Below are 22,014 nucleotides of genomic sequence, written 5' to 3'. Positions count from 1 at the left end.
CGTTCACACCCATCGTTATTTTCGTGTATCCCCGATAATTTATGGAGATCCCATGTCAGAATTGAGCGTCAATCTGATGATTTTCAGCGACCTCGACGGTTCGCTGCTCGACCACGATAGCTACGGTTGGGAACCGGCGCGTCCCTGGCTGGAACGGCTGGCGCGGCATAAGATCCCGGTTATCATCACCACCAGTAAAACCGCGGCCGAAGTTGAGCGGCTGCAATACGAGCTTGGCCTCGACCACCTTCCCTATATTGCCGAAAATGGCGCGCTGATCGCCCTGCCGGCCAACTGGCACGGGCACCCGGACTATCCGCGCAAGATTTTTTCCGCCGACTACGCTTTTATTTGCGCCCGCCTTCATCAGCTGCGGGAAAATCATGACTTCCGTTTTAAAGGCTTTGCCGATATGGATGCCGCCGAGGTCGCCGCATTAACCGGATTACCGCTGCACGGCGCCGCGCTCGCCCGCCGTCGCGAAGCCTCCGAGCCGCTGCAATGGCTGGGCGATGCGGATTCCCTGGCCCGCTTTCGGCTGGCATTAACGGATCTCGGGTTATCGCTGACCCAGGGCGGGCGTTTTTATCACGTGATGGGCGGCGGCGTCAGTAAGGGAACGGCGGCCAACTGGATAAAAGAACAGTACCCGGCTAAAAATGATAACCGGGTACGAACGATTGGCCTGGGCGACGGACCGAACGATGTCGCCCTGCTGGCGGCGATGGATAACGCGGTGGTGATTAAGGCCAAGGGAAATCAGCTTGTCGACCTGCCGGAAAGCTATTCCGGCAAATTATACCGCACGCGCAATAGGGGGCCTGACGGCTGGAGCGAAGGCCTGGACCACTTTCTTGGTGATTCTCTTTCATCTTGAAATATTAATAAGATAAAAAACAATTTGTAGGGGAGAATACGATGAGTGAATTTTATCAGGATGGAATAATTACCAACTTTCACAATCTGACCCGACGCAGCGTGGAAGAGCTGGAATACGATCTACAGGTGTTTTCCGGGCAAAACAGCATGGGGCTTATCCTCCCTTCCCTTTATTCGGAGCTGGAAGGGCCCGCGCTGGACAAGATTATCGAGCAGCTGTCCCAGGTGCGTTATCTCGGCGAGATTGTTATTGGTCTCGACCGGGCGGACCGGGAACAGTTTCAAAACGCGCGCAAGTTTTTCTCCCGCCTGCCGCAGCGCCACCGCATCTTGTGGAACGACGGTCCGCGGCTGAAGCAGCTGAGCGATGAGCTGGCGGAGAGATCGCTGTCGCCCACGGAGCCGGGCAAAGGGCGCAACGTATGGTTCTGCGTCGGTTACACCCTGGCGTCGCGGCGCACCTCCTGCGTCGCGCTGCATGATTGTGACATTGTCACCTATGAGCGCGGCATGCTGGCCCGCCTGCTCTATCCGGTGGCGAATCCGTATTTTCATTATGACTTCTGCAAGGGCTACTATGCGCGCGTAGCCGATGGCAAGCTTAACGGACGCGTCGGCCGGCTGCTGGTTTTCCCGCTGCTGAAGTCGCTGCAAAATGTTTACGGCAATTCCGACTATCTGGAGTATATGCGCAGCTACCGCTATCCGCTCTCGGGCGAGTTCGCCATGCGAACGCATATCTTGAATAACCTGCGTATTCCCAGCGACTGGGGGCTGGAAATCGGCGTGCTGTCGGAGATCCACCGCGGCACGGCGACCAGCCGTATCTGTCAGGTCGATATCGCCGACAACTACGATCATAAACACCAGCCGATATCGGAAGACGACCCCACTACGGGCCTGCAACGGATGGCCATCGATATCACCAAGGCGCTGTACCGCAAGCTGGCTATTCAGGGCGTGAATATTACCAGCGACTCTTTCCGCGTGCTGCGGGCGACCTACTATCGTACCGCGCTGGATATGATCGACGCCTTCGAACACGATGCCCGCATGAACGGTTTGCAGTTCGATCGCCATAAAGAAGAGTCCGCCGTCGAGCTTTTTTCCGACGTGATTACGCTTTCCGGCCAGGTTTACAGCGACAGCCCGGGGGACAAACCCTTTGTGCCCAGCTGGAACCGCGTACAGTCCGCTTTCCCCGATGTGCTTGAGCGGTTATATAATGCGGTCGAGGCGGATAATCAGGACGACTGAACGCGTTGAATGACCGCGCCCCGCCGCCTCCCGGCGGCGATAAATCAGCGTGAATAATCAGTAGGTAGCGCATCACTCCGCGATGTCATGGAACTGGATTTTTCAGATAAAGTGGCACAGAGTGATAACTGTCTTGCAACCTGTCAGGGAGTTAACCATGCAATATCGTCAGTTAGGCCGTTCCGGCCTGAAAGTCTCGGTCCTGAGCCTGGGCACCATGACATTCGGTGGTCAGGGAAAGTTTGCCAAAACCGGTAATACCGATCTGCAAGGCGCCCGCCGGCAAATCGATCGCTGCATCGACGCGGGCATTAATCTTTTCGATACCGCCGACGTTTATTCCGACGGCGCTTCCGAACAAATTCTTGGTAAGGCGCTGAAAGATAAACGTCATCAGGTTCTGATTGCCAGCAAAGCGCGTTTTCCCATGGGTAGCGGACCCAACGATCGCGGTTCTTCCCGCCACCATATTATCCGCGCCTGCGAAGCGAGCCTGAAAAGGCTGGATACCGACTACATCGATCTCTACCAGTTGCACGAGTGGGATGGTCTGACCCCGCTGGAAGAGACGCTGGCCGCATTGGACCATCTGGTCGGCAGCGGAAAAGTACGCTACGTCGGCGTATCCAACTTTTCCGGCTGGCATTTGATGAAAACCCTGGGCGTCGCCGCAAGCCAACGCACCGTACGGCCGGTCAGCCAGCAGATCCACTATACCCTGCAGGCGCGGGAAGCGGAGTATGAACTGCTGCCGATTACCCGGGATCAGGGGCTGGGCGTTTTAGTCTGGAGCCCGCTGGCCGGCGGCCTGCTGAGCGGGAAATATCGCCGCGATAAACAGCCGGAGGGAACCACCCGCCACCTGGAGAACTGGAATGAACCGCCGGTGCGGGATGAGAATGCGCTGTATGATATCGTCGACGTGCTGGTGGATATTGCGGCGCAGCGCGGCATCTCCGCCGCCCAGGTCGCCCTGGCCTGGATACTGCACAATGACGCGGTAAGTTCGGTAATCATTGGGGCGCGTCGCGACGACCAGCTTGAAGATAACCTTAAAGCTGTTAATGTTATTCTTGACCCGCAAGAGATTGCGCGACTCAATGAGGTCAGTCGACTTCCCCTGCTGTACCCGTACTGGCATCAGGCGCAAACCGCCGCCGACCGCCTTGGCAGCGCCGATTTGTCGCTTATCGCCCCGTATTTAAAATAATCAAACACCGTCTGAGGGAATAACAACATGATAATTTTCGTTACCGGCGCCACGGCCGGATTTGGCGAGGCAATTACCCGTAAATTTATCCAGGAGGGTCATAAGGTCATCGCCTGCGGCCGTCGTCAGGAACGCCTGGATGCGCTGAAAAACGCGTTGGGAGCCTCGTTGCATACCTTACGGCTTGACGTTCGTAACCAGAAATCCATCGATCAGGCGATGACCTCGCTGCCCGCCGCCTGGCGCGACATCGATGTTCTGGTGAACAACGCCGGGCTGGCCCTGGGCCTGGAGCCCGCGCATAAAGCCTATGTGAACGACTGGGAAAACATGATCGATACCAATAACAAAGGGCTGGTTTTTACCACCCGCGCGCTGTTGCCGCATATGGTCAAGCGTAATACCGGGCATGTGATCAATATCGGTTCCACCGCCGGCAACTGGCCCTATGCGGGCGGCAACGTATACGGCGCCACCAAAGCCTTTGTGCGCCAGTTCAGCCTCGGCCTGCGGGCGGATTTGTTCGGCACCCGGGTTCGCGTCACCAATATCGAGCCGGGCCTGGTCGGCGGCACGGAGTTTTCCGCCGTGCGCTTTAAAGGCAACGAAGATAAAGTCAACAAAACCTACGACAAGACCCAACCGCTTACCGCGGAAGACGTCGCCGAAGCGGTATTCTGGGTCGCGACCCTGCCGGCCCACGTCAATATCAACACCCTGGAAATGATGCCGGTCAGCCAGTCTTTCGCCGGGCTGAACGTTTATCGGGAGGAGTAATCCCGTCTGGCGCGAAGTTCCGCTTCGCGCCCCGCCGCCGGGTTTAATAAGCGCCTCCATACGGCAAAATCCGCCTCATTATGTTTCAAGGGAATAAGTTTTTTATTTGCTCGCCGTTTAGGCGCTATTATCGCCGTCGTCACCTTGACGATGATAATACTCCTGAAATATCATTTTTCGTTTTTTCCAAATTTAATACCTTTCCTTACTTTCTGCTTATTGACAACAATTTTTATTGACGGACCTTGCGTAAGGTTTATTAAGAATATCCCTAATTTTATCTATTTTCCCCCGCGGCTTTCTCTCGCGAAATTTATTCGAAATACAGTAAGATAGTTATTTAGCCGCCGGGGGCGCCCAATAGCGCCGATCGGCCGTCTTGCTTGATCCCGCCGACCCGCCGCACTATGCTTGATGGAGTTTTTTGCCATGAAGTGAGCGTAATTGATGCAGGCATTACTATTTTTAGCCGTGTGTACATTACCGATTTTTTCCTGTTTTCTGTTTTATCCGCTGCTGAAAAATAAATTCGCGGAGGAAATTAGCGACGGCGGGAAAATATCCACCATCGACGGGCTACGGGGTCTGGCCGCGACGACGGTTATCATTCATCATGGGATATTGATGTCCAATCTTTTTACCGACTCGACCTGGAAAATCAACGCCGGCTATATCTCCTATTTCAATGAAACCATTCATCGCACATTAACCCAGTTCGGATCTTTCGGCGTGATGGTATTCTTTATGATTACCGGCTATTTATTCTGGAACAAAGCGCTAAAGGGCGGCACCGGCGACGTGGGCGTTTTCTATAAGCGCCGAATATATCGTTTACTGCCGCTCTATCTGTTTGCCGTCATCTGCGTCTATTTTTTGTCGTTCCTGATAGGCTTCAGCAGTAATATGGATATGCGCTATTTCGTCAACTCCCTCGCCTCGTGGCTGTCGTTCGGCTTTGTTCAGGGGATGCCGTTAACCGACAGCAAACCGGGATGGCTGATCCTGTGCGGCGTATTCTGGACGCTGGCGATTGAAGTGAAGTTTTACGCGCTGTTCCCCTTTCTTGCCTCACTGTGCAAAAACAGGGTCGTCTCGCTGCTGATGCTGCTCGGCGCCGTGGCCGTCCTGCTGGTGCTATTGGGTTTCGATGTGATTACCGGCGGCACTTACAGTATCCTCTTCGCCTTTATCTGCGGCATGCTGACCGCGACGCTGCAACAGTTCCCCTCGTTCCAGCGTGAAACGCGCAATATCAATGCGCGGCCGTGGTTGAAACGGCTGTTCGCCGCGCTGGCCATCGGCAGCGTGGCGCTGAGCTTCTCTCTTTTCGAATTCGCCTATACCAGCCTGTCGGTACTGCTGATCGCGCTGTTCTTCCTGATCGCCGCCAGCGGCAACTCGCTGTTCGGCCTGCTGACGCTGAAACCGGTTCGCTTCAGCGGCATAATCAGCTACAGCACCTATATTATTCACGGGCTGGTGCTGACCTCCGCCTTTACGCTGATTTACCCGGACTTCGGCGCTTTCGCCGCCCTGGCGGTCGCTTTCGCCCTGGTGACGCTTATCAGCGTATTCACCTATTTGAAGATCGAGAAACCCTTTATCATAATATCGCACGGTAAAAAAACACGGCGCGAGCCGCAGGCGCTCGCCCGCGCCGTCGCTCAATCTTCTTCCTGCGCCAAATAGCGCCCACCGGACGACGGAGGAAAACCGGCTTTATCGACAGCCTATTAGGCGTCATAATAGCCACGTTCGTACCATCCCCTATCTGCACAAGGTGAAACATGAAAGCATACTCTTTTGCATCCCTGATTCGAGCCCTGCTCCCGCTGACCATGGTCGTGGCTTGCGCGGCCTGGCAACCGGCCGCGCTGGCGGATACCCGTCATATTATCGTCGAATCGGGCGACAGCAGCTTATCGAAAGAAGCGGCGCGCCAAAGCGGCGAACAGTGGAATGCCACCCATTCGTTGCGTAATAAGGTCAATACGCGCGTCGAGAAAGAGTTTGATAAAACTGAAAAGGCGATTGACGGGCAGGAGAAGTGCGACGCCAGCTATAACGTCAACGCCTATTGGGAAGCCAACACCGAGCGTTGTCTGGATCGCCGCACCGGCCGCCCTGTGACCCCCTGATTTTTAGTCTACGCTTGTAAAACAGGCATCATCGGCCTGGCGGCGGCAACGCCAGGCGATGGGCGGGACTTTTTTCAGATAAAAAGGGTGACAAGATGAAAAAGGCAATTATTTTTGGCGCGGCTTTATTGGTGATATCCCCTCTGGCGGCGCAGGCGTCCTGTGAAAGCGTTAAAGCGGATATATCACAGAAGATCATCAACAACGGCGTGCCGGAGTCAGGTTTTACGCTTGATATCGTGCCTAACGATCAGGTGGATCAGGCCGGCGGCCAGGTAGTCGGCCATTGCGAAAACGACTCGCAAAAAATCGTTTATACCCGCCATGCCGATGGCGAAACCGGCGCTGAAAGCGCATCATCCGCGCCAGAAACATCCACGACGGATGATCGGTCAGATACCACCGCGCAGTAACGGCTCCATTATCAGCCAAGGCACGAACGCCCGTGCCTTCAGGCGATTGACAAAGCTCGTTATTAGGGAGAGCGTGGCGAGGGGTCGTAGCGGCGTGAGCCGCCGGAGCGCCCCTCGGTACGGTAGGCCCGTGTATCTCCGACTCACTGACGACTTTGTCTGCAACCTACGCAGTGCCTTGTTCTTATTCCCGCCCCGCTGGCGCATGCTGCGGTCGCTGGTTCGCCGGGATCATCCACGCTGAAAATAGCGTCATCACCGCGATCAGCGCGGAAACGATAAACACCCAATGCAGAGAGGATGAAACCTGCCAGGAGAGCGACTCCAGCTCCGTCGCGCTCATCATGCCGCGGCTGTGGACATCCATCAGCGTTTGCAGCGGGTCGTCCATCTCCGGCAGACGCCAGTGCAGATTGATATTCAGCGTGGCGCCGAGGATCGCCGTACCCAGCGCGGAACCCAGCATACGGGTGAACATCGTTGACGCCGTCGCAATGCCGCGAATGGAATAGTCCACCGAATTTTGGATTGAGACCAGAAAGGTGGTGTTGCACAACCCCATCCCCGCCCCGATAAGAAAAGCGGCGACACGCGCCCAGTCCAGGTTGCGGTCAGGATCGAGCATCAGCAGTATCAGGCTGCCGGCAATCAGCACCACGCCCCCGCTGACGGCGGTAACCCGGTAGGATGTCCACAGCATTAATCTGCCGCCCAAGGTGCTGGCCAGCGGCCAGCCGATAGACACCAACGCCAGAATGCTGCCGGCTTCCAGCGGCGTTTTTCCCATCACGCTCTGAATAAAGGTCGGCAGAAAAGCGCTGACCCCCATCAGGGCCGCGCCGATAATCAGGCCGCCGAGGTTGCCGGCGACGATCACCCGGTTACGCCATAGCGCCAGCGGGAAAAGCGGTTCCGGCGTGCGCGTTTCCTGCCTGAATAATAAAATACCGCCCAGCGCGCTGACCGCCAGCAACGGAACGATCCACAGGCCGAGCGCTTCTGCCTGTAGCAGCGCCATCAACAGGCTGGCGACGGCGATGGCAAGATAGAACGCGCCGGCCCAGTCCAGCTTATGCCGTTGCACCTGATTAACCGCGGGCAAATAGCGGGCCAGTAAAAATATCGACAGTAATCCAATCGGCACGTTAACCCAGAAAACCAGCGCCCAGTTGAAATGCTGAACGATAAACGCCCCCATCAGCGGGCCGACAATCGCCGATATTCCCCAAACGCTGGAGAGATATCCCTGAATCTTTGGCCGCTCCATCGAACTATACACATCGGCGACAATGGTAAAGGCAATCGGGGTGATCGCCCCGGCGCCCAGTCCCTGAATGGTGCGAAACAGAATTAACCAGCCCATATTGGTAGCAAAACCGCACAGCACGGACCCCAGCAGAAAAATAATGGTGCCGATGAAAAAGACGCGTTTACGGCCGAAAAGATCGGCCAGCCGACCGTAAATAGGAATACTGATCGCCTGCGTCAGCAAATAACCGGCGAACACCCATCCGAGTAATGAAAAACCGCCCAAATCGGCAATGATCGTCGGCAGGGCCGTCGCCACGATGGTGACCTCAATGGCCGCGGTAAACATGGCCAGCATACAGGCAATTAATACCCAGTGACGATGCGGCAGCGGAGGGTGTTCAGAATGATTCGTTGTTTTCATTAAACTTTCTGCTTGGAGAATAGAATCAGTGGTTGAGTATATCAGTTGTTATCCTGCGGAGGGGCGGAGGGGAAAAAGAACTCCCGCGGGCTGCGGGAATTTGCCAAAGCCGATGCCGGGCGGCACATATATCGCGATTAGTAATTCACCGCGGAGAGGTCGATATAGGAAGATAAATCACGCTGCTCGGCCCGGGGTAAATAAGGCAGTTCGCCCAATTGCGGAGCGGGAATTTTTTTACGCAGCGCGCTGATAATTTCGGCGTAATTCGCCAGCCCCGGATTAATGCGGTTGGCGACCCAGCCCACCAGCGGTAATCCGTCATTAATAATCGCCTGCGCGGTTAATAACGCATGGCTGATGCAGCCCAGCTTAATGCCGACCACTAACACCACCGGCAGTTGCTCCTGCACCACCCATTCGGAATAGGGGCGCAGATCGTTCATCAATGTGCGCCAGCCGCCGCTGCCCTCGACCACCACCATGTCGGCGACGCCGCATAGGTAATGCAATCCCTGCGTCATGGCGCTGTAATCAACGGGATGCACGCTGGCGCTGATTTCATCTTCCCGCAGCGCGATGGGGTTCACCCTGTCATAGGGTAAATCGAGCGAAGAGGCGGCCTGCAGCAGCAGCGCATCTTTATTCCGCAGCCCGTCTTCCGTTTCCACACATCCTTTTGCTATCGGTTTATAACCCGCCACCGGTTTGTTGGTCATTGCCAGTTTTTGCAATAACGCTCTGGATACGACGGTTTTACCGACCGCGGTATCAGTGCCTGTGACAAAAATGCGTTTCAACATAAGAAAACTCCGGAGGCCCACCTGAAAAGAAAAATAACCAGCACTGCAAAAAAATGCTTTCCAAGCGTAAAAGTCTAGGCGATGCGCCATTCGGGCGGCTTGCGTTAGCTCAAGTTAGCTCAATATTTTATTTCTCCGACCCTGCGCAGAGAAAAGAAAGCCCGCGTTCAACCCTGCAACAGTTTCACCAATAATGAACCGTTATACAGCGCATCTTTGACCAAGGCGGCGCCGGGCATGGTGCCCTGATTATAAAACCGCGTCGCTTCTACCTGGATATTGTGGCTATAAGGAGGAAAAGATTGCTGATGAATACATCCCATCATCGCCGGATATAAAATACTGGCCGCTTTATTTAGCGGGGAACCTATTAAAATTTTATCGGGATTAAATAAGTTCACCATAATGGCGACGATACGGCCGACGTTAATGCCGACGTCGTTAATAATATCCCTGGCCAGCTGATCGCCCTTCAGTCCCGCTTCACAGAGGCTGTCCACCGTCAGCGGAGAGCCATGGAGCAGTGAACTCATCGATGAACCCATGCGCTGCTGCGCCAGCTCCAGCATGCTTTCCGTACTGGCGACCGTTTCAAGGCATCCGTGATTACCGCAGTAGCAGCGTTTACCGTAAGGGTCCACCTGGGTATGCCCTATTTCCACCAGATTACGGCTGCCGGCGTGCAAAATACGCCCGCCGGTAATCACCCCCGCCCCGACATTATGATCAATCACCACCTGAATAACGTTCTGACAGCCGCGGGATGCGCCGTACAGCGCCTCCGCCATGGTCCAGGCGCAGATATCATGCTGTACAAAAACCGGCAGCCCGGTGCGCTGCTCCAGGGCCGGCCCTATCGCCATCTCTTCAACGTCATAGAACGGCATACGGTGGATCACGCCGGTGACGGCGTCGATGATGCCCGGCGCGGTGATGGCGATGGCGGTCAGCCGTTCCAGCCGCTTTTGATGGCGGATAAAGAACTGGTCGATTTCGTTCAGAATGCGCTGGAGCAAAGGTTGCGGATGTTCGGCGGGAAGAGGAACGCTATCCTCGACCACCAGCTTACTGCTCAGATCGCGCAGCGCCAGCGTGATGGCGTTGTGGCTGATGCGCGCCGAAAGGTAATGCCAGGCCTCGGTATCAAGAATCAGACCGATGGCCGGACGCCCTCTGCTGCCGATGTCCTGGTATTCCGTTTCCTGTACCAGGTGGGCTTCCAGCAGTTCGCGTACAATCTTGGTGATACTGGCGGGCGCCAGCTGCGCCCGCTTGGACAGTTCGATACGCGATATCGGGCCATACTTGTCGATTAACCGGTATACCGCCCCGGCATTGATTTGTTTAATTTGATCAATATGTCCTGGCTGACCGTCGGCAATCACAAACCTGGCTCCTACTCTTCGTGTTTATTGCTGCTACCGCATTTATTTTTCACGCTGCAAAATAAAAAACTGAGGGCATGGTGGGGCTTTTCGCCAATGCCGTCAAATATTTGCTTCGTTATGTGATTTAACGCACATATTGCAAAAATTATCTGTTAAGCATCAACGAAATCAGCGTCTGCGCCGCGGTTTTTAACGGCCGATTACGGGCGGTAACCAGCCATACTTCGGTAATGGCATCGCTCTCGGCCAGCGGCAGATATTTCACCCCGTCGACCTTGATGCGCATAAAGGAGGCGGGCAGGATGGAAACCCCCAGCCCGGATGAAACCAGACCGACAATCGTCATGGCTTCGCCGACTTCCTGGGTGATGTAGGGGTGAATACCGTACCGTTTCAGCAACGTCAGCGTTTCATCATATAAAGCCGTGCCGACGGTGCGCGAAAAGAAAACGAAAGGCTCATTCGCCAATTGCCGAATACCGATCGGCCCGTTTGACTGCCCGGCCAGCGGGTGGTCCTCATGCACTACCGCAACCAGGGCCTCGTGCAGCAACAGCTGATGCTCAAGGGCGTCCGGCAGCGGATTATTACGCATCACGCCAATATCGAGCTTGCCGTTCAATAAGGGTTCGATCTGCTGCTTGGTGTTCAGCTCCATCATCTGAATATGCACCTGCGGAAAGGATTGGCGAAAGCGCAGCAGACTGCGGGACACTTTTTTGATAAAGGGCGCCGACGAGGTAAAACCTATCGTCAGCTCGCCTATTTCACCGCGCTCGATGCGCGCGGCGCGCTCCGCCGCCTGGTTGACCTGAGCGATAATGGACCAGGCCTCTTTTAAAAACATTTCGCCGGCCGGCGTCAGCCGCACATTACGGTTATTACGCTCCAGCAATCTTGCGCCCACCTGCTCTTCCAGCATCTGTATTTGCTGGCTGAGGGGCGGCTGCGAAATCAGCAATTTCTCCGCCGCGCGGCCAAAATGCAGTTCTTCGGCAACGGCGATAAAGTAACGCAGATGGCGTAATTCGATATTCATATTTTATAAGTATCAATTATGATTATTAATATATTATACAAAATAATATAGCTCTTCTATGATCGCCGTATTCATTCCTTTCCTAAATCTGGATTTATTTTGAGTACCCCGTCATCTCCGGCATCGCCCGCTATGCCCGTTTCCATTAGCACCGATGAGGAAGCGCTTTCCCCCAAACCTATCGCCACCGGAAAATCACCTTATATCAAACGCGGCACGCCGCAGTTTATGCGCGTGACACTGGCTCTATTTTCCGCCGGCTTCGCCACTTTCGCCCTGCTTTACTGCGTACAGCCGCTATTGCCGCTTCTTTCGCAGGATTTCGTCATTTCTCCGGCCGCCAGCAGCCTGTCGCTTTCGGTATCAACGGTGACGCTGGCGATTGGACTGCTGTTTACCGGCCCCCTGTCCGATACCGTAGGACGCAAAAACGTAATGGCGGTCTCGCTGATGCTGGCCGCCGCCTGCACGCTTATTTGCGCCTTTATGAGCAGTTGGCAGGGGGTGCTGATTATGCGGGCGATGATCGGCCTATCGCTCAGCGGCGTAGCGGCCGTCGCCATGAGTTACCTGAGCGAAGAGATCCACCCCAGCGTGCTGGCTTTCTCCATGGGACTTTATATCAGCGGCAATTCCATCGGCGGCATGAGCGGACGTCTGGTAAGCGGCGTATTGAGCGACTATTTCCCCTGGCGGATTGCCGTGGGGACGATCGGCGTTCTGGCGTTAATCGCCGCATTAACCTTCTGGAAGATTTTGCCCGACTCCCGCCATTTCCGCGCCGGCTCTTTGCGTCCCAAAACCCTATGGCTGAATGCGAAACTGCACTGGCACGACGCCGGATTGCCGTTACTGTTTTTGCAGGGCTTTCTGCTGATGGGTTCGTTCGTTACCCTCTTCAACTATATCGGCTATCGCCTGCTGGAATCGCCTTACCTGCTCAATCAGTCGATTGTCGGCCTGCTGTCGGTGGTTTTCCTGACCGGCAGCTACAGCTCGCCTAAAGCGGGGGCATTGACTTCCCGCTACGGCCGGGGACCGGTGCTCGCCATTTCCATCGGACTGATGCTGCTGGGACTGGGCGTTACCGCCTTAAGCCCGCTGGCGTGCGTGTTTATCGGCATGATGCTCTATTCCGCCGGTTTTTTTGCCGCCCATGCCGTCGCCAGCGGCTGGATTGGCCAGCGCGCGCGCCGGGCCAAAGGCCAGGCTTCATCCATGTATCTGTTTTGCTATTATCTGGGATCCAGCCTGGCCGGAACGCTGGGCGGCGTATTCTGGCACGCTTACGGCTGGGCGGGCATCACCGCCTTTCTGGCGTCCCTGCTCTTGGTCGCCCTGGCGGTCAGCTTCCGCCTGAAACAACTGACCTGATTTCACCCCCCTGCCCGATTAATCCCTGCTAGGCGAACCACATCACGTTTGCCGCCGGCGGGGGTTGGTATTATAACTACTAGTATGTTGTAACTAAGATGGATAATACCGTGGACCACTATACGCTGATTGACCGCATGCACCGGTGCTTTGCCGAGCTGGAAGAAAAACTGGCCCTGATGCAGACGCAGTTTGCCGGGTTCAGGCTGCTGGCGGGCCGGGTTTACTCCCTGCCCGATATCGCAAAAGGCGCCGAGCACGACGCCATCACGCAAATCGCCGTGCAACAGTACGTCGGCCAGGAAGCGCGTGAATTAGGACTGGCGCATTTTCAACGCCTGTTTATCCACCACTACCCGGAGACCATCAGCAGCAAAGCCGCCATCCGCCTTCCCGGCGCGCTCTGTTTTTCCGTCGACCACCACCAGTATCAACAGGCGCAGCGGCTTATCGAAGATATCAACGGGCTGAAGAAAGAGCTGGAACAGATAGTGACCGTCGAGTCGGGGCTGGAGCCCGAGCAGCGCTTTGAGTTTGTACATACCCATCTGCGCGGTCTGATTACCCTAAGCGCCTACCGGACGCTGACGCCGATCGCCGACCCGACGTCGGTACGCTTTGGGTGGGCGAATAAACATATCATCAAAAATATGACGCGCGCCGAACTGCTGGAGAAACTGCAAAAAAGCCTGAAGGCCGGCAGAGGCCCGGCGCCGTACAGCAAGGAACAATGGGCGGGATTAGTGGAGCAGGAGATCGACACCCTATTGCGATTGCCGCCACGGGCGACGCTAAAGATAAAGCGCCCGGTCAAAGTCCAGCCCATCGCCAGAGTCTGGTACGCGCAACGGCAGAAGCAGGTGCAGCATCCCTGCCCGTCTCCGCTGTTAGTGCTGTGCCGGCAAGAGAGCGGCGGCGAAGTTCCCGTTATCGGCGGGCTGAATAACTATGACGCCCACAACATCAAGCATAAACATAAACCGCAGGCGACGCCGCTGCGTTTGCTGATCCCCCGCCTGCACCTGTACACCGACGCGCCGTAAAACGACGCCTGCCGGAGATCGCTCCCCGGCAGGCAGACAAACTAAAGCGTAGCGCAATCAGCTTTTCAGGCTGCCGACCATATCCTCAGGCCGTACCCACTCATCGAACTGCTCTTCGGTGAGATAGCCCAGCTTCAGCGCGGAGGCTTTCAACGTCAGCCCTTCCTTATGCGCCTTTTTAGCGATTTCAGCGGCTTTGTCATAACCGATATGGGTATTCAGCGCCGTAACCAGCATCAGCGATTCGTTCAGCAGTTGATCGATACGCTCACGATTCGGTTCAATACCGATGGCGCAGTGGTCATTAAAGCTTTTGATGCCGTCGGCCAGCAGACGGACGGACTGCAGGAAATTATGAATTACCAGAGGACGGTAGACGTTGAGTTCGAAGTTGCCCGAAGCGCCCCCGATATTGACGGCGACGTCATTTCCCAGCACCTGGCTGCTGAGCATGGTAACCGCTTCACACTGCGTAGGATTGACTTTACCGGGCATGATGGAGCTGCCGGGTTCATTTTCCGGAATGCTCAGTTCGCCGATGCCGCAGCGCGGCCCGGAAGCCAGCCAGCGCACGTCATTGGCAATCTTCATCAACGACGCCGCCAACCCTTTCAACGCGCCGTGTCCGTGAACCAGCGCGTCGCAGGTACCCAGCGACTCGAACTTGTTCGGCGCGGTGACAAACGGCTGGCCGGTGAGGCGCGCCAGTTCGGCGGCGACGCGCACGGCATATTCCGGATGGGTATTCAACCCGGTGCCGACGGCGGTTCCGCCCAGCGCCAGTTCGGCCAGATGGGGCACGCTGTCCTGGATATGCTTCAGGCTGTGTTGCAGCATCGCCGCCCAGCCGGAAATTTCCTGTCCCAGGGTCAGCGGCGTGGCATCCTGCAGATGGGTGCGGCCGATTTTTACGATGTCTTTAAACTTTTCCGCTTTGGCCGCCAGCGTCTGATGCAGTACCTTCAGCTCAGGGATAAGGTGTTCATTAATCGCCACCACCGCCGCGACGTGCATCGCCGTGGGAAAAACGTCGTTGGAGCTTTGGCTTTTATTGACGTCGTCATTGGGATGGACCAGCCGGTCGCTCCCCCGCTCCCCGCCCAGCAGTTCGCTGGCGCGGTTTGCCAGCACCTCATTCATATTCATATTGCTTTGGGTGCCGGAGCCGGTTTGCCAGATGGCCAGCGGAAACTCGCCGCCATGCTTGCCGGCCAGGACTTCATCGGCGGCCTGGATGATGGCGTTGCCGCGATCCGCCGGAAGCAGTTTCAGGTCTATATTTACGCTGGCGGCCGCGCGTTTGGTCTGCGCCAGCGCATAAATCAGCGCGCGCGGCATTTTTTCTTCTGAAATGCGGAAATGCTCAAGCGATCGCTGCGTCTGAGCGCCCCATAAGCGGTCGGCAGGAACGTCAATCGGCCCCATTGAGTCTTTTTCAATACGCGTCGTTGTCATTGCCTTTTCTCCTTATCATTCTGAATGATGAAAGTAGCACTGCCTGGAATAGTGACACATAAAACATTAACATGGTGTGAGCCGATGCCGCGTATTATTCACCAGTCATTTTATTAACTATTGGAAGTATTTTAATCAACGGTTATATAACCTCAGGAATCCATCATGCAAAAAATGCTCAATCGCGTCCAGCACTACGCCTGGGGCAGCAAACACGCTTTAACTGAGCTATACGGCATTGAAAATCCTAATGATTTACCAATGGCTGAACTATGGATGGGCGCCCATCCGAAGAGCAGTTCCCAGGTCATTGATGAACAAGGCAACGAGCGCAATCTGCGCGAAGTGATTGCCGCAGACCTCTCCTCGCACCTTGGCGCGGCCGTGGCGCGGCGCTTCGGCGAATTACCGTTTTTATTTAAAGTGCTGTGCGCGGAGCAGCCGCTTTCCATTCAGGTACACCCCAGCAAATCCGCGGCGGAACAGGGTTTTGCCAGGGAAAATGCGGCGGGCATCCCGCTGGATGCCGCGGAAAGAAACTACAAGGATGCCAATCACAAGCCGGAACTGGTGTTTGCGCTCACCCCTTTTCAGGCGCTGAACGGCTTTCGAGAATTATCTGAAATCGCCGCGCTGTTAGCGCCGGTCGCCGGCGCGCATCCCTCCATTAGCGCTTTTTTGCAACAGCCGGACGGCAAAAACCTCTCCATGCTGTTTGCCAACCTGCTGAACATGAGCGGCGAACAAAAAGAGCGCGCGCTGGGGGTATTAAAAGCCGCGCTGAACAGCCAGCAGCATGAACCCTGGGCGACGATCCGGGACATTACGCGCTTTTATCCGCACGACAGCGGTCTGTTTTCCCCCCTGTTGCTCAACGTCATTACGCTTCAGCCGGGCGACGCCATGTTTTTATACGCCCAAACGCCGCACGCCTATTTAAACGGCGTGGCGCTGGAAGTCATGGCGAATTCGGACAACGTGCTGCGGGCAGGCTTGACGCCGAAGTACATTGATATTCCGGAGTTATTGGACAACGTGCAGTTTGCCGCCAAACCCGCCGCCGCTTTATTGACCGCCCCCATCAGACAGGGAAATGAGCTAAGCTTCCCTATTCCGGTGGATGATTTCGCCTTTTCCCTGCATAACCTGAGCGATGAAGCGCAAACGCTCAGCCAGAGCAGCGCCGCGATTGTCTTCTGCGTCGACGGCGAGGCGTTATTGCAAAAAGAGCGGCGGCAAATCAGGCTCAAGGCGGGCGAATCCTGCTTTATTTCCGCCAGTGAATCACCGGTATCGGTCCAGGGACAGGGACGCATCGCCCGCGTATTTAATCGCTGATGACCGGTATATACCCTCTCGTCTTGAAGAATCGGGACGTGTTTTTAATAAAGGATAAATAAAATGAAGAAGTCGTTAATTGCCGCCGGCGTTATCATTGCTCTGGGCGCAGTCTGGACAGGCGCATCCTGGTACACCGGTAAACAGCTGGCTCAGCATATTGATGAATTTACCGACGATATCAATACACAACTCAAATCCGCCTACCCGGACGCCGGACTGAAACTGGTGTATCGCGATTATCAGGGCGGCATTTTCAGCAGTAAACTGGCCTATGTGCTGCAAGCCGACGGTACCGCCAAAGGGACGCAGCTTCTCGCCCCCGGCGAGGAGATTGTTCTCAATGAGTCGGTTTCTCACGGCCCGTTCCCGTTAGCGCAGCTCAAGCAGCTTAACCTGCTGCCGGCGATGGCGTCGGTGCATAGCGAGCTGGCGAATACGCCGGTGGTTAAACCGCTGTTCGATCTTACCCAGAATAAACCCTTTATCTCGGCCGAAACCCGCGTGGCCTACAGCGGCGATACCCATTCGGAGGTGACGCTGCTTCCGGTCGAGTATCAGGGCAACGATCAGAAATTCTCCTTTAGCGGCACCGAACTCCAGCTGGACGTCGCCAGCGATCTGCGCCGCAGCGCGCTGACGGGAACCGTTAATAGCCTGCTGCTGGAAAAGAAAAATCCGTGGGGTGAGACCGAACAGGTCAGCATCAATGATTTCGCGCTTGATACGGCCAACCACAAAGGTAAATTCGACCTTAATCTGGGCGACGGCAAGGCGACCATCAAGACCCTGAAATTTACCGTTGAAGGCGGCGAACCGATTACGCTGAATAATTTCGCGGTACAAAGCAGCGTCACCGAAGACGAGAAGAACCTGGCGGGCAAATTGTCCCTGACGCTGGAATCACTGGCCGTCAGCGAGCGTAATCTCGGCTCGGGGAATCTGCAACTCGCCTTTTCCCGGCTTGACGGCGAGGGCACCAAGCGTTTTGCCGCCGAGTATCAGAAAAAGGCTCAGCAGCTTTTACAGGATCCGCAAGGGCTGGATCCGGACGTCTACCAGCACGAAATCGCCATGGTTTTGCTGAAACATTTGCCTGATTTGCTGAAAGGCAACCCCACTATCACCCTCTCCCCGGTCAGTTGGAAAAACGCCAAAGGGGAAAGCACCTTCACGCTGGCGCTGGACTTGACCGATCCCCTGCAGAACACGGCGAAAGCAACCGATCCGGCCGCTTCCGATGAAGAAAAAATCATCCGCCAGTCGCTTAACAAGCTTGACGCCAAATTGAACGTGCCGTTGGCCATGCTGGCGGAGCTGATGGTGCAGGCCGGGCAACAACAGCCGGCAAACGATGAAGAGAAGGCGCAAGCCGAGAAAATGGCGCTGCAGCAGGCGCAGATGATGGCAAGCATCGGCCAGATGAATCAGGTTACCGTCACCAAGGACAATGCCATCACCAGTTCATTGCAGTATGCGGACGGCCAGGTTGATTTCAACGGCAACAAAATGTCGCTGGCGGACTTTATTGCGCCGTTTATCACCATTCCCGGCGAAAGCGATGAAGCGCCGCAGGAACAGGTGCCGCCCCTTGCGCCTCCCGCGCAGTAACCGGCAATAAGAAGAGAACAGTCGGCGGCGGCTTTATGGCCGCCGCCGGCGTTTTTTGTCCGCGCCGGCTGTTCCCGTTAAGAGATTGAGCATGCAAAAATACCAAACATTTATGGAACAACGTCAGAGCGCCATCTACTTTATCGCGGTTATCGCCGCAGGCGTGGCCGCCCTGTTGCTGCCCGGTACGGAAAAACTGGACGTGGCGATCAATCCGGCGCTGGCATTGATGCTGTTCGTCACTTTTTTGCAGGTGCCGTTAACGTCGCTAAAGCGCAGTCTGACCCGGGTCCGCTTTCTTGGCGCCCTGCTGGCGGCCAATTTTATCGTTATACCGCTGTTCGTGGCCTGCCTTATTCCTTATTTCCCCGCCGACCCGCTTATCCGACTGGGCATGCTGCTGGTGTTGCTCGCCCCCTGTATCGACTATGTGGTGACCTTCTCTCATCTCGGCCGCGCCGACGCCCCGAGTTTGCTGGCCGCCACCCCCGCGCTGCTGGCGGTGCAAATGCTGGCATTGCCGTTTTACCTCGGGCTGTTTCTCAGCCGGGAAGCGGCCGGGCTTATTCATATCGCGCCGTTTTTCCACGCCTTTATCTGGCTGATTGCGATTCCCCTGCTGCTGGCCGGGCTGGTGCAATGGGGAGCCTCCCGCTTACCTGCCGTGGATAAATTCGCCGAGCGGCTCGGTTTTTTGCCGGTTCCCGCCACTGCTCTGGTGTTATTCGTGGTGGTGATTTCCGTTATTCCCCAGCTTAAAACCACCTGGCCGATGGTGCTGAACGCCGTTCCGTTCTATGCGCTGTTCGCTATCGTCGCCCCGGTATTGGGATGGTTTACCGGCAAGGTATTCCGTCTTGAGCCGGCCGGCGCGCGCGCGGTGGCCTTCAGCGCCGGGACGCGGAACTCCCTGGTGGTTTTGCCTCTGGCGCTGGCCATCCCCGGCGCCATCCCGCTGCTGCCGGCCATTATCGTCGCCCAGACGCTGGTGGAACTGTTAAGCGAGCTGATTTATATCCGGGCGATCCCCAGACTGACCGCGCAGCCATCCCGTTTATCCGACTGAATTTGCCGTTGCCGGCATTTGTTTTTATACTTCACCGCACTTAACGGGCCACGGCCCGGCTTACTGATACCAAGAGTACTCCATGATTGATTTGCAACTCCCGCTAACGGACCTTCACCGCCACCTGGATGGTAATATCCGGCCACAAAGCATCCTGGAACTGGGCCGCCAGTTCAATATCGCCTTACCCGCCAATGACCTGGCCTCACTGCGCCCTCATGTTCAAGTGACCCAAACCGAGCCGGATTTGCTGAGCTTTCTGCAAAAGCTGGATTGGGGCGTCGCCGTTCTGGGGTCGCTGGACGCCTGCCGCCGCGTCGCCTATGAAAATGTTGAAGACGCCGTCAACGCCGGGCTGGATTATGCGGAGCTGCGTTTCTCCCCCTACTATATGGCGATGAACCATCAGCTACCGATTGCCGGCGTGGTGGAAGCCGTGATTGACGGCGTGACCGCGGGCAGCCGCGATCTCGACATTGATATCCGTCTGATCGGCATTCTGAGCCGCACCTTCGGCACCGAGGCCTGCCAACAGGAGCTGGACGGCCTGCTGGCCCACCGCGACCGTATCGTCGCCCTCGATCTGGCCGGCGATGAGCTGGGGTATCCCGGCGAGCTTTTTTCATCGCACTTCCGGCAGGCGCGGGACGCCGGCTGGCGCATTACCGTGCACGCGGGGGAAGCCGCCGGTCCTGAAAGTATCTGGCAGGCCATCAACCAGCTGGAAGCCGAGCGGATCGGCCACGGCGTTACCGCCATTATCGATACCGGACTGATGGCGTATATGGCGGAAAACGGCATCGGAATTGAGTCCTGCCTGACCTCCAATATCCAGACCAGCACGGTCGAGTCGCTGGATCGGCACCCGCTGTTGCATTTTCTGCGCCACGGTATTCCCGCCACGATTAATACCGACGATCCTGCCGTACAGGGCATCGAAATCCGCCACGAGTATCAGGTTGCGGCGCCATTGGCCGGGTTGACCGCCAAAGAGACCCGGCGGGCGCAGGAAAACGGATTGGATATCGCCTTTATCAGCGAACAGGAAAAGCAACGGCTGCGGGAGAAAGTGCTGGGTAAACGGGGCGCGGCGTCGCGGGCATAACGTATTACCGTCGTTCCTGCGGCCTCGTGCTTCCCCATAAATCAGGGAAAGGAATGTCTGTAAGCGCAGTGAGGGTTTCGTGCGCACTAACCTCAGTCGATTTCTGCAACCGTCGCAGCACGCGCCCGACACGAGGCGGCTCAGTCGCCGCCGCCCCGTGGCCCCAGGCTTTTCGCGAAATCGCGTCGCTACGCGATGCCTTCGGCGTTCGTAACCGCTAATCGGGCCGCCATTGACGCGCTCCCGGCGCGGCACTGGCTTTCGCGACGTCCTGTCGCTCACCCGGCGGTCACGCCCACCTCAGCGCGATTTTTTACGCGAAGGAAAACCTTTAAAAAACCGCCCTATTTTTGCTCCACTCCGCTCGCCGTTTTTCCCGTCGCCGCGGATGCCTGTTCGGCGCGCTTTATCCGGTTGGCGTAGCGCTGCGCCAGCGCCGCGCACACCATCAGCTGGATTTGATGGAAAATCATCAAGGGCAATACCATCACCCCCACCGTCGCCGCCGGAAACAGAACGCTGGCCATCGGAATGCCGTTCGCCAGGCTTTTCTTCGAGCCGCAGAATACGATGGTGATCTCATCGGCGATATTAAAGCCCAGCTTGCGCGCCGCCAGCGTATTCACCACCAGCACGATGGCCAGTAAAACGATGGAAACCCCCACCACCGCCAGTAACGACCAGCCGTTAATCTGGCTCCAGATCCCCTGCACCACGGCTTCGCTGAAGGCGACGTAAACCACCAGAAGAATTGATGACCGATCGGTAATATTGATTAATTTACGATGGCGATCCACCCATCCGGCAATCAGCGGACGGGATAAATGCCCCGCCGCAAAGGGCACCATCAGCTGCATGATAATAGAACCGATGGCGTGCAGCGTATCCGTCTCCGCGCCGCCCTGCGTATGCATCAGCAGGCCGACCAGAATCGGCGACAGAAATACGCCCAGGATACTGGAAGCCGAGGCGCTGCAAATCGCCGCCGCGACGTTGCCCCCGGCCATCGAGGTGTAGGCAATGGCCGACTGTACGGTCGCCGGCAAGGCGCACAGGTACAGAAAACCGAGGTAGAGCGTCGGCGTCAATACCACCGGCACCAGAATACTCATGCCCATTCCCAGCAGCGGGAAGAGTAAAAAGGTACTGGCGAACACCACCAGATGCAGACGCCAGTGCCCCATCCCGGCGGTAATGGCTTCCCGCGACAGCTTTGCCCCGTGCATAAAAAACAGCAGCGCGATGGCGGCCGTGGTCAGGTATTCAAAAAAGACCTTCGCGGCGCCCTCGCAGGGGAAAAATGATGCGGTGATCACCACTAAAACCAATACCAGCAAAAATTTGTCGATGCGCAATCGCTGTAGCCACCCCATTATTCATCCCTTTCTTGTTTTCGCCTGATTAAAAACAGCGCAGGCGATCCTGAGATCGCCTGCTTAAACCAAA

Annotated in this window: 19 protein-coding genes; 13 read left to right on the top strand and 6 right to left on the bottom strand. The window is 56.3% G+C overall.

Annotated features, from left to right (window positions below; translation table 11 throughout):
- Positions 1-52 precede the first annotated feature (52 nt).
- The 7 genes from MFP24_RS23445 to MFP24_RS23415 all read left to right on the top strand — a co-directional run bounded on the left by MFP24_RS23445 (position 53) and on the right by MFP24_RS23415 (position 6,674).
- Positions 53-877 carry a mannosyl-3-phosphoglycerate phosphatase-related protein gene (locus MFP24_RS23445; RefSeq protein ID WP_249232275.1) on the top strand — a complete coding sequence of 275 codons (825 nt, stop codon included), beginning with the start codon at positions 53-55 and terminating at the stop codon, positions 875-877.
- A gap of 41 nt (positions 878-918) precedes the next feature.
- Positions 919-2,136 carry a glycosyltransferase family protein gene (locus MFP24_RS23440; RefSeq protein ID WP_249232276.1) on the top strand — a complete coding sequence of 406 codons (1,218 nt, stop codon included), beginning with the start codon at positions 919-921 and terminating at the stop codon, positions 2,134-2,136.
- Positions 2,137-2,293: 157 nt separating this feature from the next.
- Positions 2,294-3,346, top strand: coding sequence for an aldo/keto reductase (locus tag MFP24_RS23435; protein WP_249232277.1), 1,053 nt, complete (start codon positions 2,294-2,296; stop codon positions 3,344-3,346).
- A 27-nt stretch (positions 3,347-3,373) separates the two neighbouring features.
- Positions 3,374-4,123, top strand: coding sequence for a bifunctional NADP-dependent 3-hydroxy acid dehydrogenase/3-hydroxypropionate dehydrogenase YdfG (ydfG, locus tag MFP24_RS23430; RefSeq protein WP_249232278.1), 750 nt, complete (start codon positions 3,374-3,376; stop codon positions 4,121-4,123).
- A 447-nt stretch (positions 4,124-4,570) separates the two neighbouring features.
- The gene (locus tag MFP24_RS23425) at positions 4,571-5,812 is read left to right on the top strand and encodes an acyltransferase family protein (protein ID WP_249232279.1); all 1,242 of its coding nucleotides are present in this window, start codon (positions 4,571-4,573) and stop codon (positions 5,810-5,812) included.
- A gap of 98 nt (positions 5,813-5,910) precedes the next feature.
- Positions 5,911-6,261: a DUF1283 family protein gene (locus MFP24_RS23420; protein WP_249232280.1), complete on the top strand. Its 351-nt coding sequence runs from the start codon at positions 5,911-5,913 to the stop codon at positions 6,259-6,261.
- Positions 6,262-6,356: 95 nt separating this feature from the next.
- Positions 6,357-6,674, top strand: coding sequence for a DUF1161 domain-containing protein (locus MFP24_RS23415; RefSeq protein WP_249232281.1), 318 nt, complete (start codon positions 6,357-6,359; stop codon positions 6,672-6,674).
- A gap of 184 nt (positions 6,675-6,858) precedes the next feature.
- On the opposite strand, the gene MFP24_RS23410 is transcribed toward MFP24_RS23415, so the two are convergent.
- The 4 genes from MFP24_RS23410 to MFP24_RS23395 all read right to left on the bottom strand — a co-directional run bounded on the left by MFP24_RS23410 (position 6,859) and on the right by MFP24_RS23395 (position 11,576).
- Positions 6,859-8,346, bottom strand: a complete 1,488-nt coding sequence (locus MFP24_RS23410) for an MDR family MFS transporter (RefSeq protein WP_249232282.1) — start codon at positions 8,344-8,346, stop codon at positions 6,859-6,861.
- Positions 8,347-8,483: 137 nt separating this feature from the next.
- Entirely contained in the window at positions 8,484-9,149 is a 666-nt protein-coding gene (gene bioD / locus MFP24_RS23405) for a dethiobiotin synthase (RefSeq protein ID WP_249232283.1), read from the bottom strand.
- A 167-nt stretch (positions 9,150-9,316) separates the two neighbouring features.
- The gene (mlc, locus tag MFP24_RS23400) at positions 9,317-10,534 is read right to left on the bottom strand and encodes a sugar metabolism global transcriptional regulator Mlc (RefSeq protein WP_249232284.1); all 1,218 of its coding nucleotides are present in this window, start codon (positions 10,532-10,534) and stop codon (positions 9,317-9,319) included.
- 148 nt (positions 10,535-10,682) lie between these two features.
- Entirely contained in the window at positions 10,683-11,576 is an 894-nt protein-coding gene (locus MFP24_RS23395) for a LysR family transcriptional regulator (protein WP_249232285.1), read from the bottom strand.
- A gap of 132 nt (positions 11,577-11,708) precedes the next feature.
- On the opposite strand from MFP24_RS23395, the gene MFP24_RS23390 reads away from it, so the two are divergent.
- Positions 11,709-12,950 (top strand): MFS transporter, encoded by a 1,242-nt coding sequence (locus MFP24_RS23390; RefSeq protein WP_249232286.1) that lies wholly within the window; start codon positions 11,709-11,711, stop codon positions 12,948-12,950.
- A gap of 110 nt (positions 12,951-13,060) precedes the next feature.
- Positions 13,061-13,993, top strand: a complete 933-nt coding sequence (gene tus / locus MFP24_RS23385) for a DNA replication terminus site-binding protein (protein WP_249232880.1) — start codon at positions 13,061-13,063, stop codon at positions 13,991-13,993.
- Positions 13,994-14,050: 57 nt separating this feature from the next.
- On the opposite strand, the gene fumC is transcribed toward tus, so the two are convergent.
- Positions 14,051-15,448, bottom strand: coding sequence for a class II fumarate hydratase (gene fumC / locus MFP24_RS23380; RefSeq protein WP_249232287.1), 1,398 nt, complete (start codon positions 15,446-15,448; stop codon positions 14,051-14,053).
- 165 nt (positions 15,449-15,613) lie between these two features.
- Between fumC and manA the strand changes: the two genes are divergently transcribed.
- From manA to add, 4 genes are all read left to right on the top strand, one after another.
- Positions 15,614-16,786 (top strand): mannose-6-phosphate isomerase, encoded by a 1,173-nt coding sequence (gene manA, locus MFP24_RS23375; protein WP_249232288.1) that lies wholly within the window; start codon positions 15,614-15,616, stop codon positions 16,784-16,786.
- Positions 16,787-16,849: 63 nt separating this feature from the next.
- Positions 16,850-18,397 (top strand): YdgA family protein, encoded by a 1,548-nt coding sequence (locus MFP24_RS23370; protein ID WP_249232289.1) that lies wholly within the window; start codon positions 16,850-16,852, stop codon positions 18,395-18,397.
- Between the two features lie 91 nt (positions 18,398-18,488).
- Positions 18,489-19,463, top strand: a complete 975-nt coding sequence (locus MFP24_RS23365) for an arsenic resistance protein (protein ID WP_249232290.1) — start codon at positions 18,489-18,491, stop codon at positions 19,461-19,463.
- A gap of 82 nt (positions 19,464-19,545) precedes the next feature.
- Positions 19,546-20,568, top strand: a complete 1,023-nt coding sequence (gene add / locus MFP24_RS23360) for an adenosine deaminase (RefSeq protein WP_249232291.1) — start codon at positions 19,546-19,548, stop codon at positions 20,566-20,568.
- A 344-nt stretch (positions 20,569-20,912) separates the two neighbouring features.
- Here add and MFP24_RS23355 read toward each other — a convergent pair whose 3' ends face one another.
- Positions 20,913-21,941 (bottom strand): bile acid:sodium symporter family protein, encoded by a 1,029-nt coding sequence (locus MFP24_RS23355; RefSeq protein ID WP_249232292.1) that lies wholly within the window; start codon positions 21,939-21,941, stop codon positions 20,913-20,915.
- Positions 21,942-22,014: the final 73 nt, after the last annotated feature.

It is taken from the genome of Brenneria tiliae (assembly GCF_023347575.1).
Lineage (GTDB): Bacteria > Pseudomonadota > Gammaproteobacteria > Enterobacterales > Enterobacteriaceae > Brenneria > Brenneria corticis.
The sequence above is the reverse complement of the archived record's forward strand: the minus strand, read 5'-3'. Positions and strand labels throughout refer to the sequence as shown.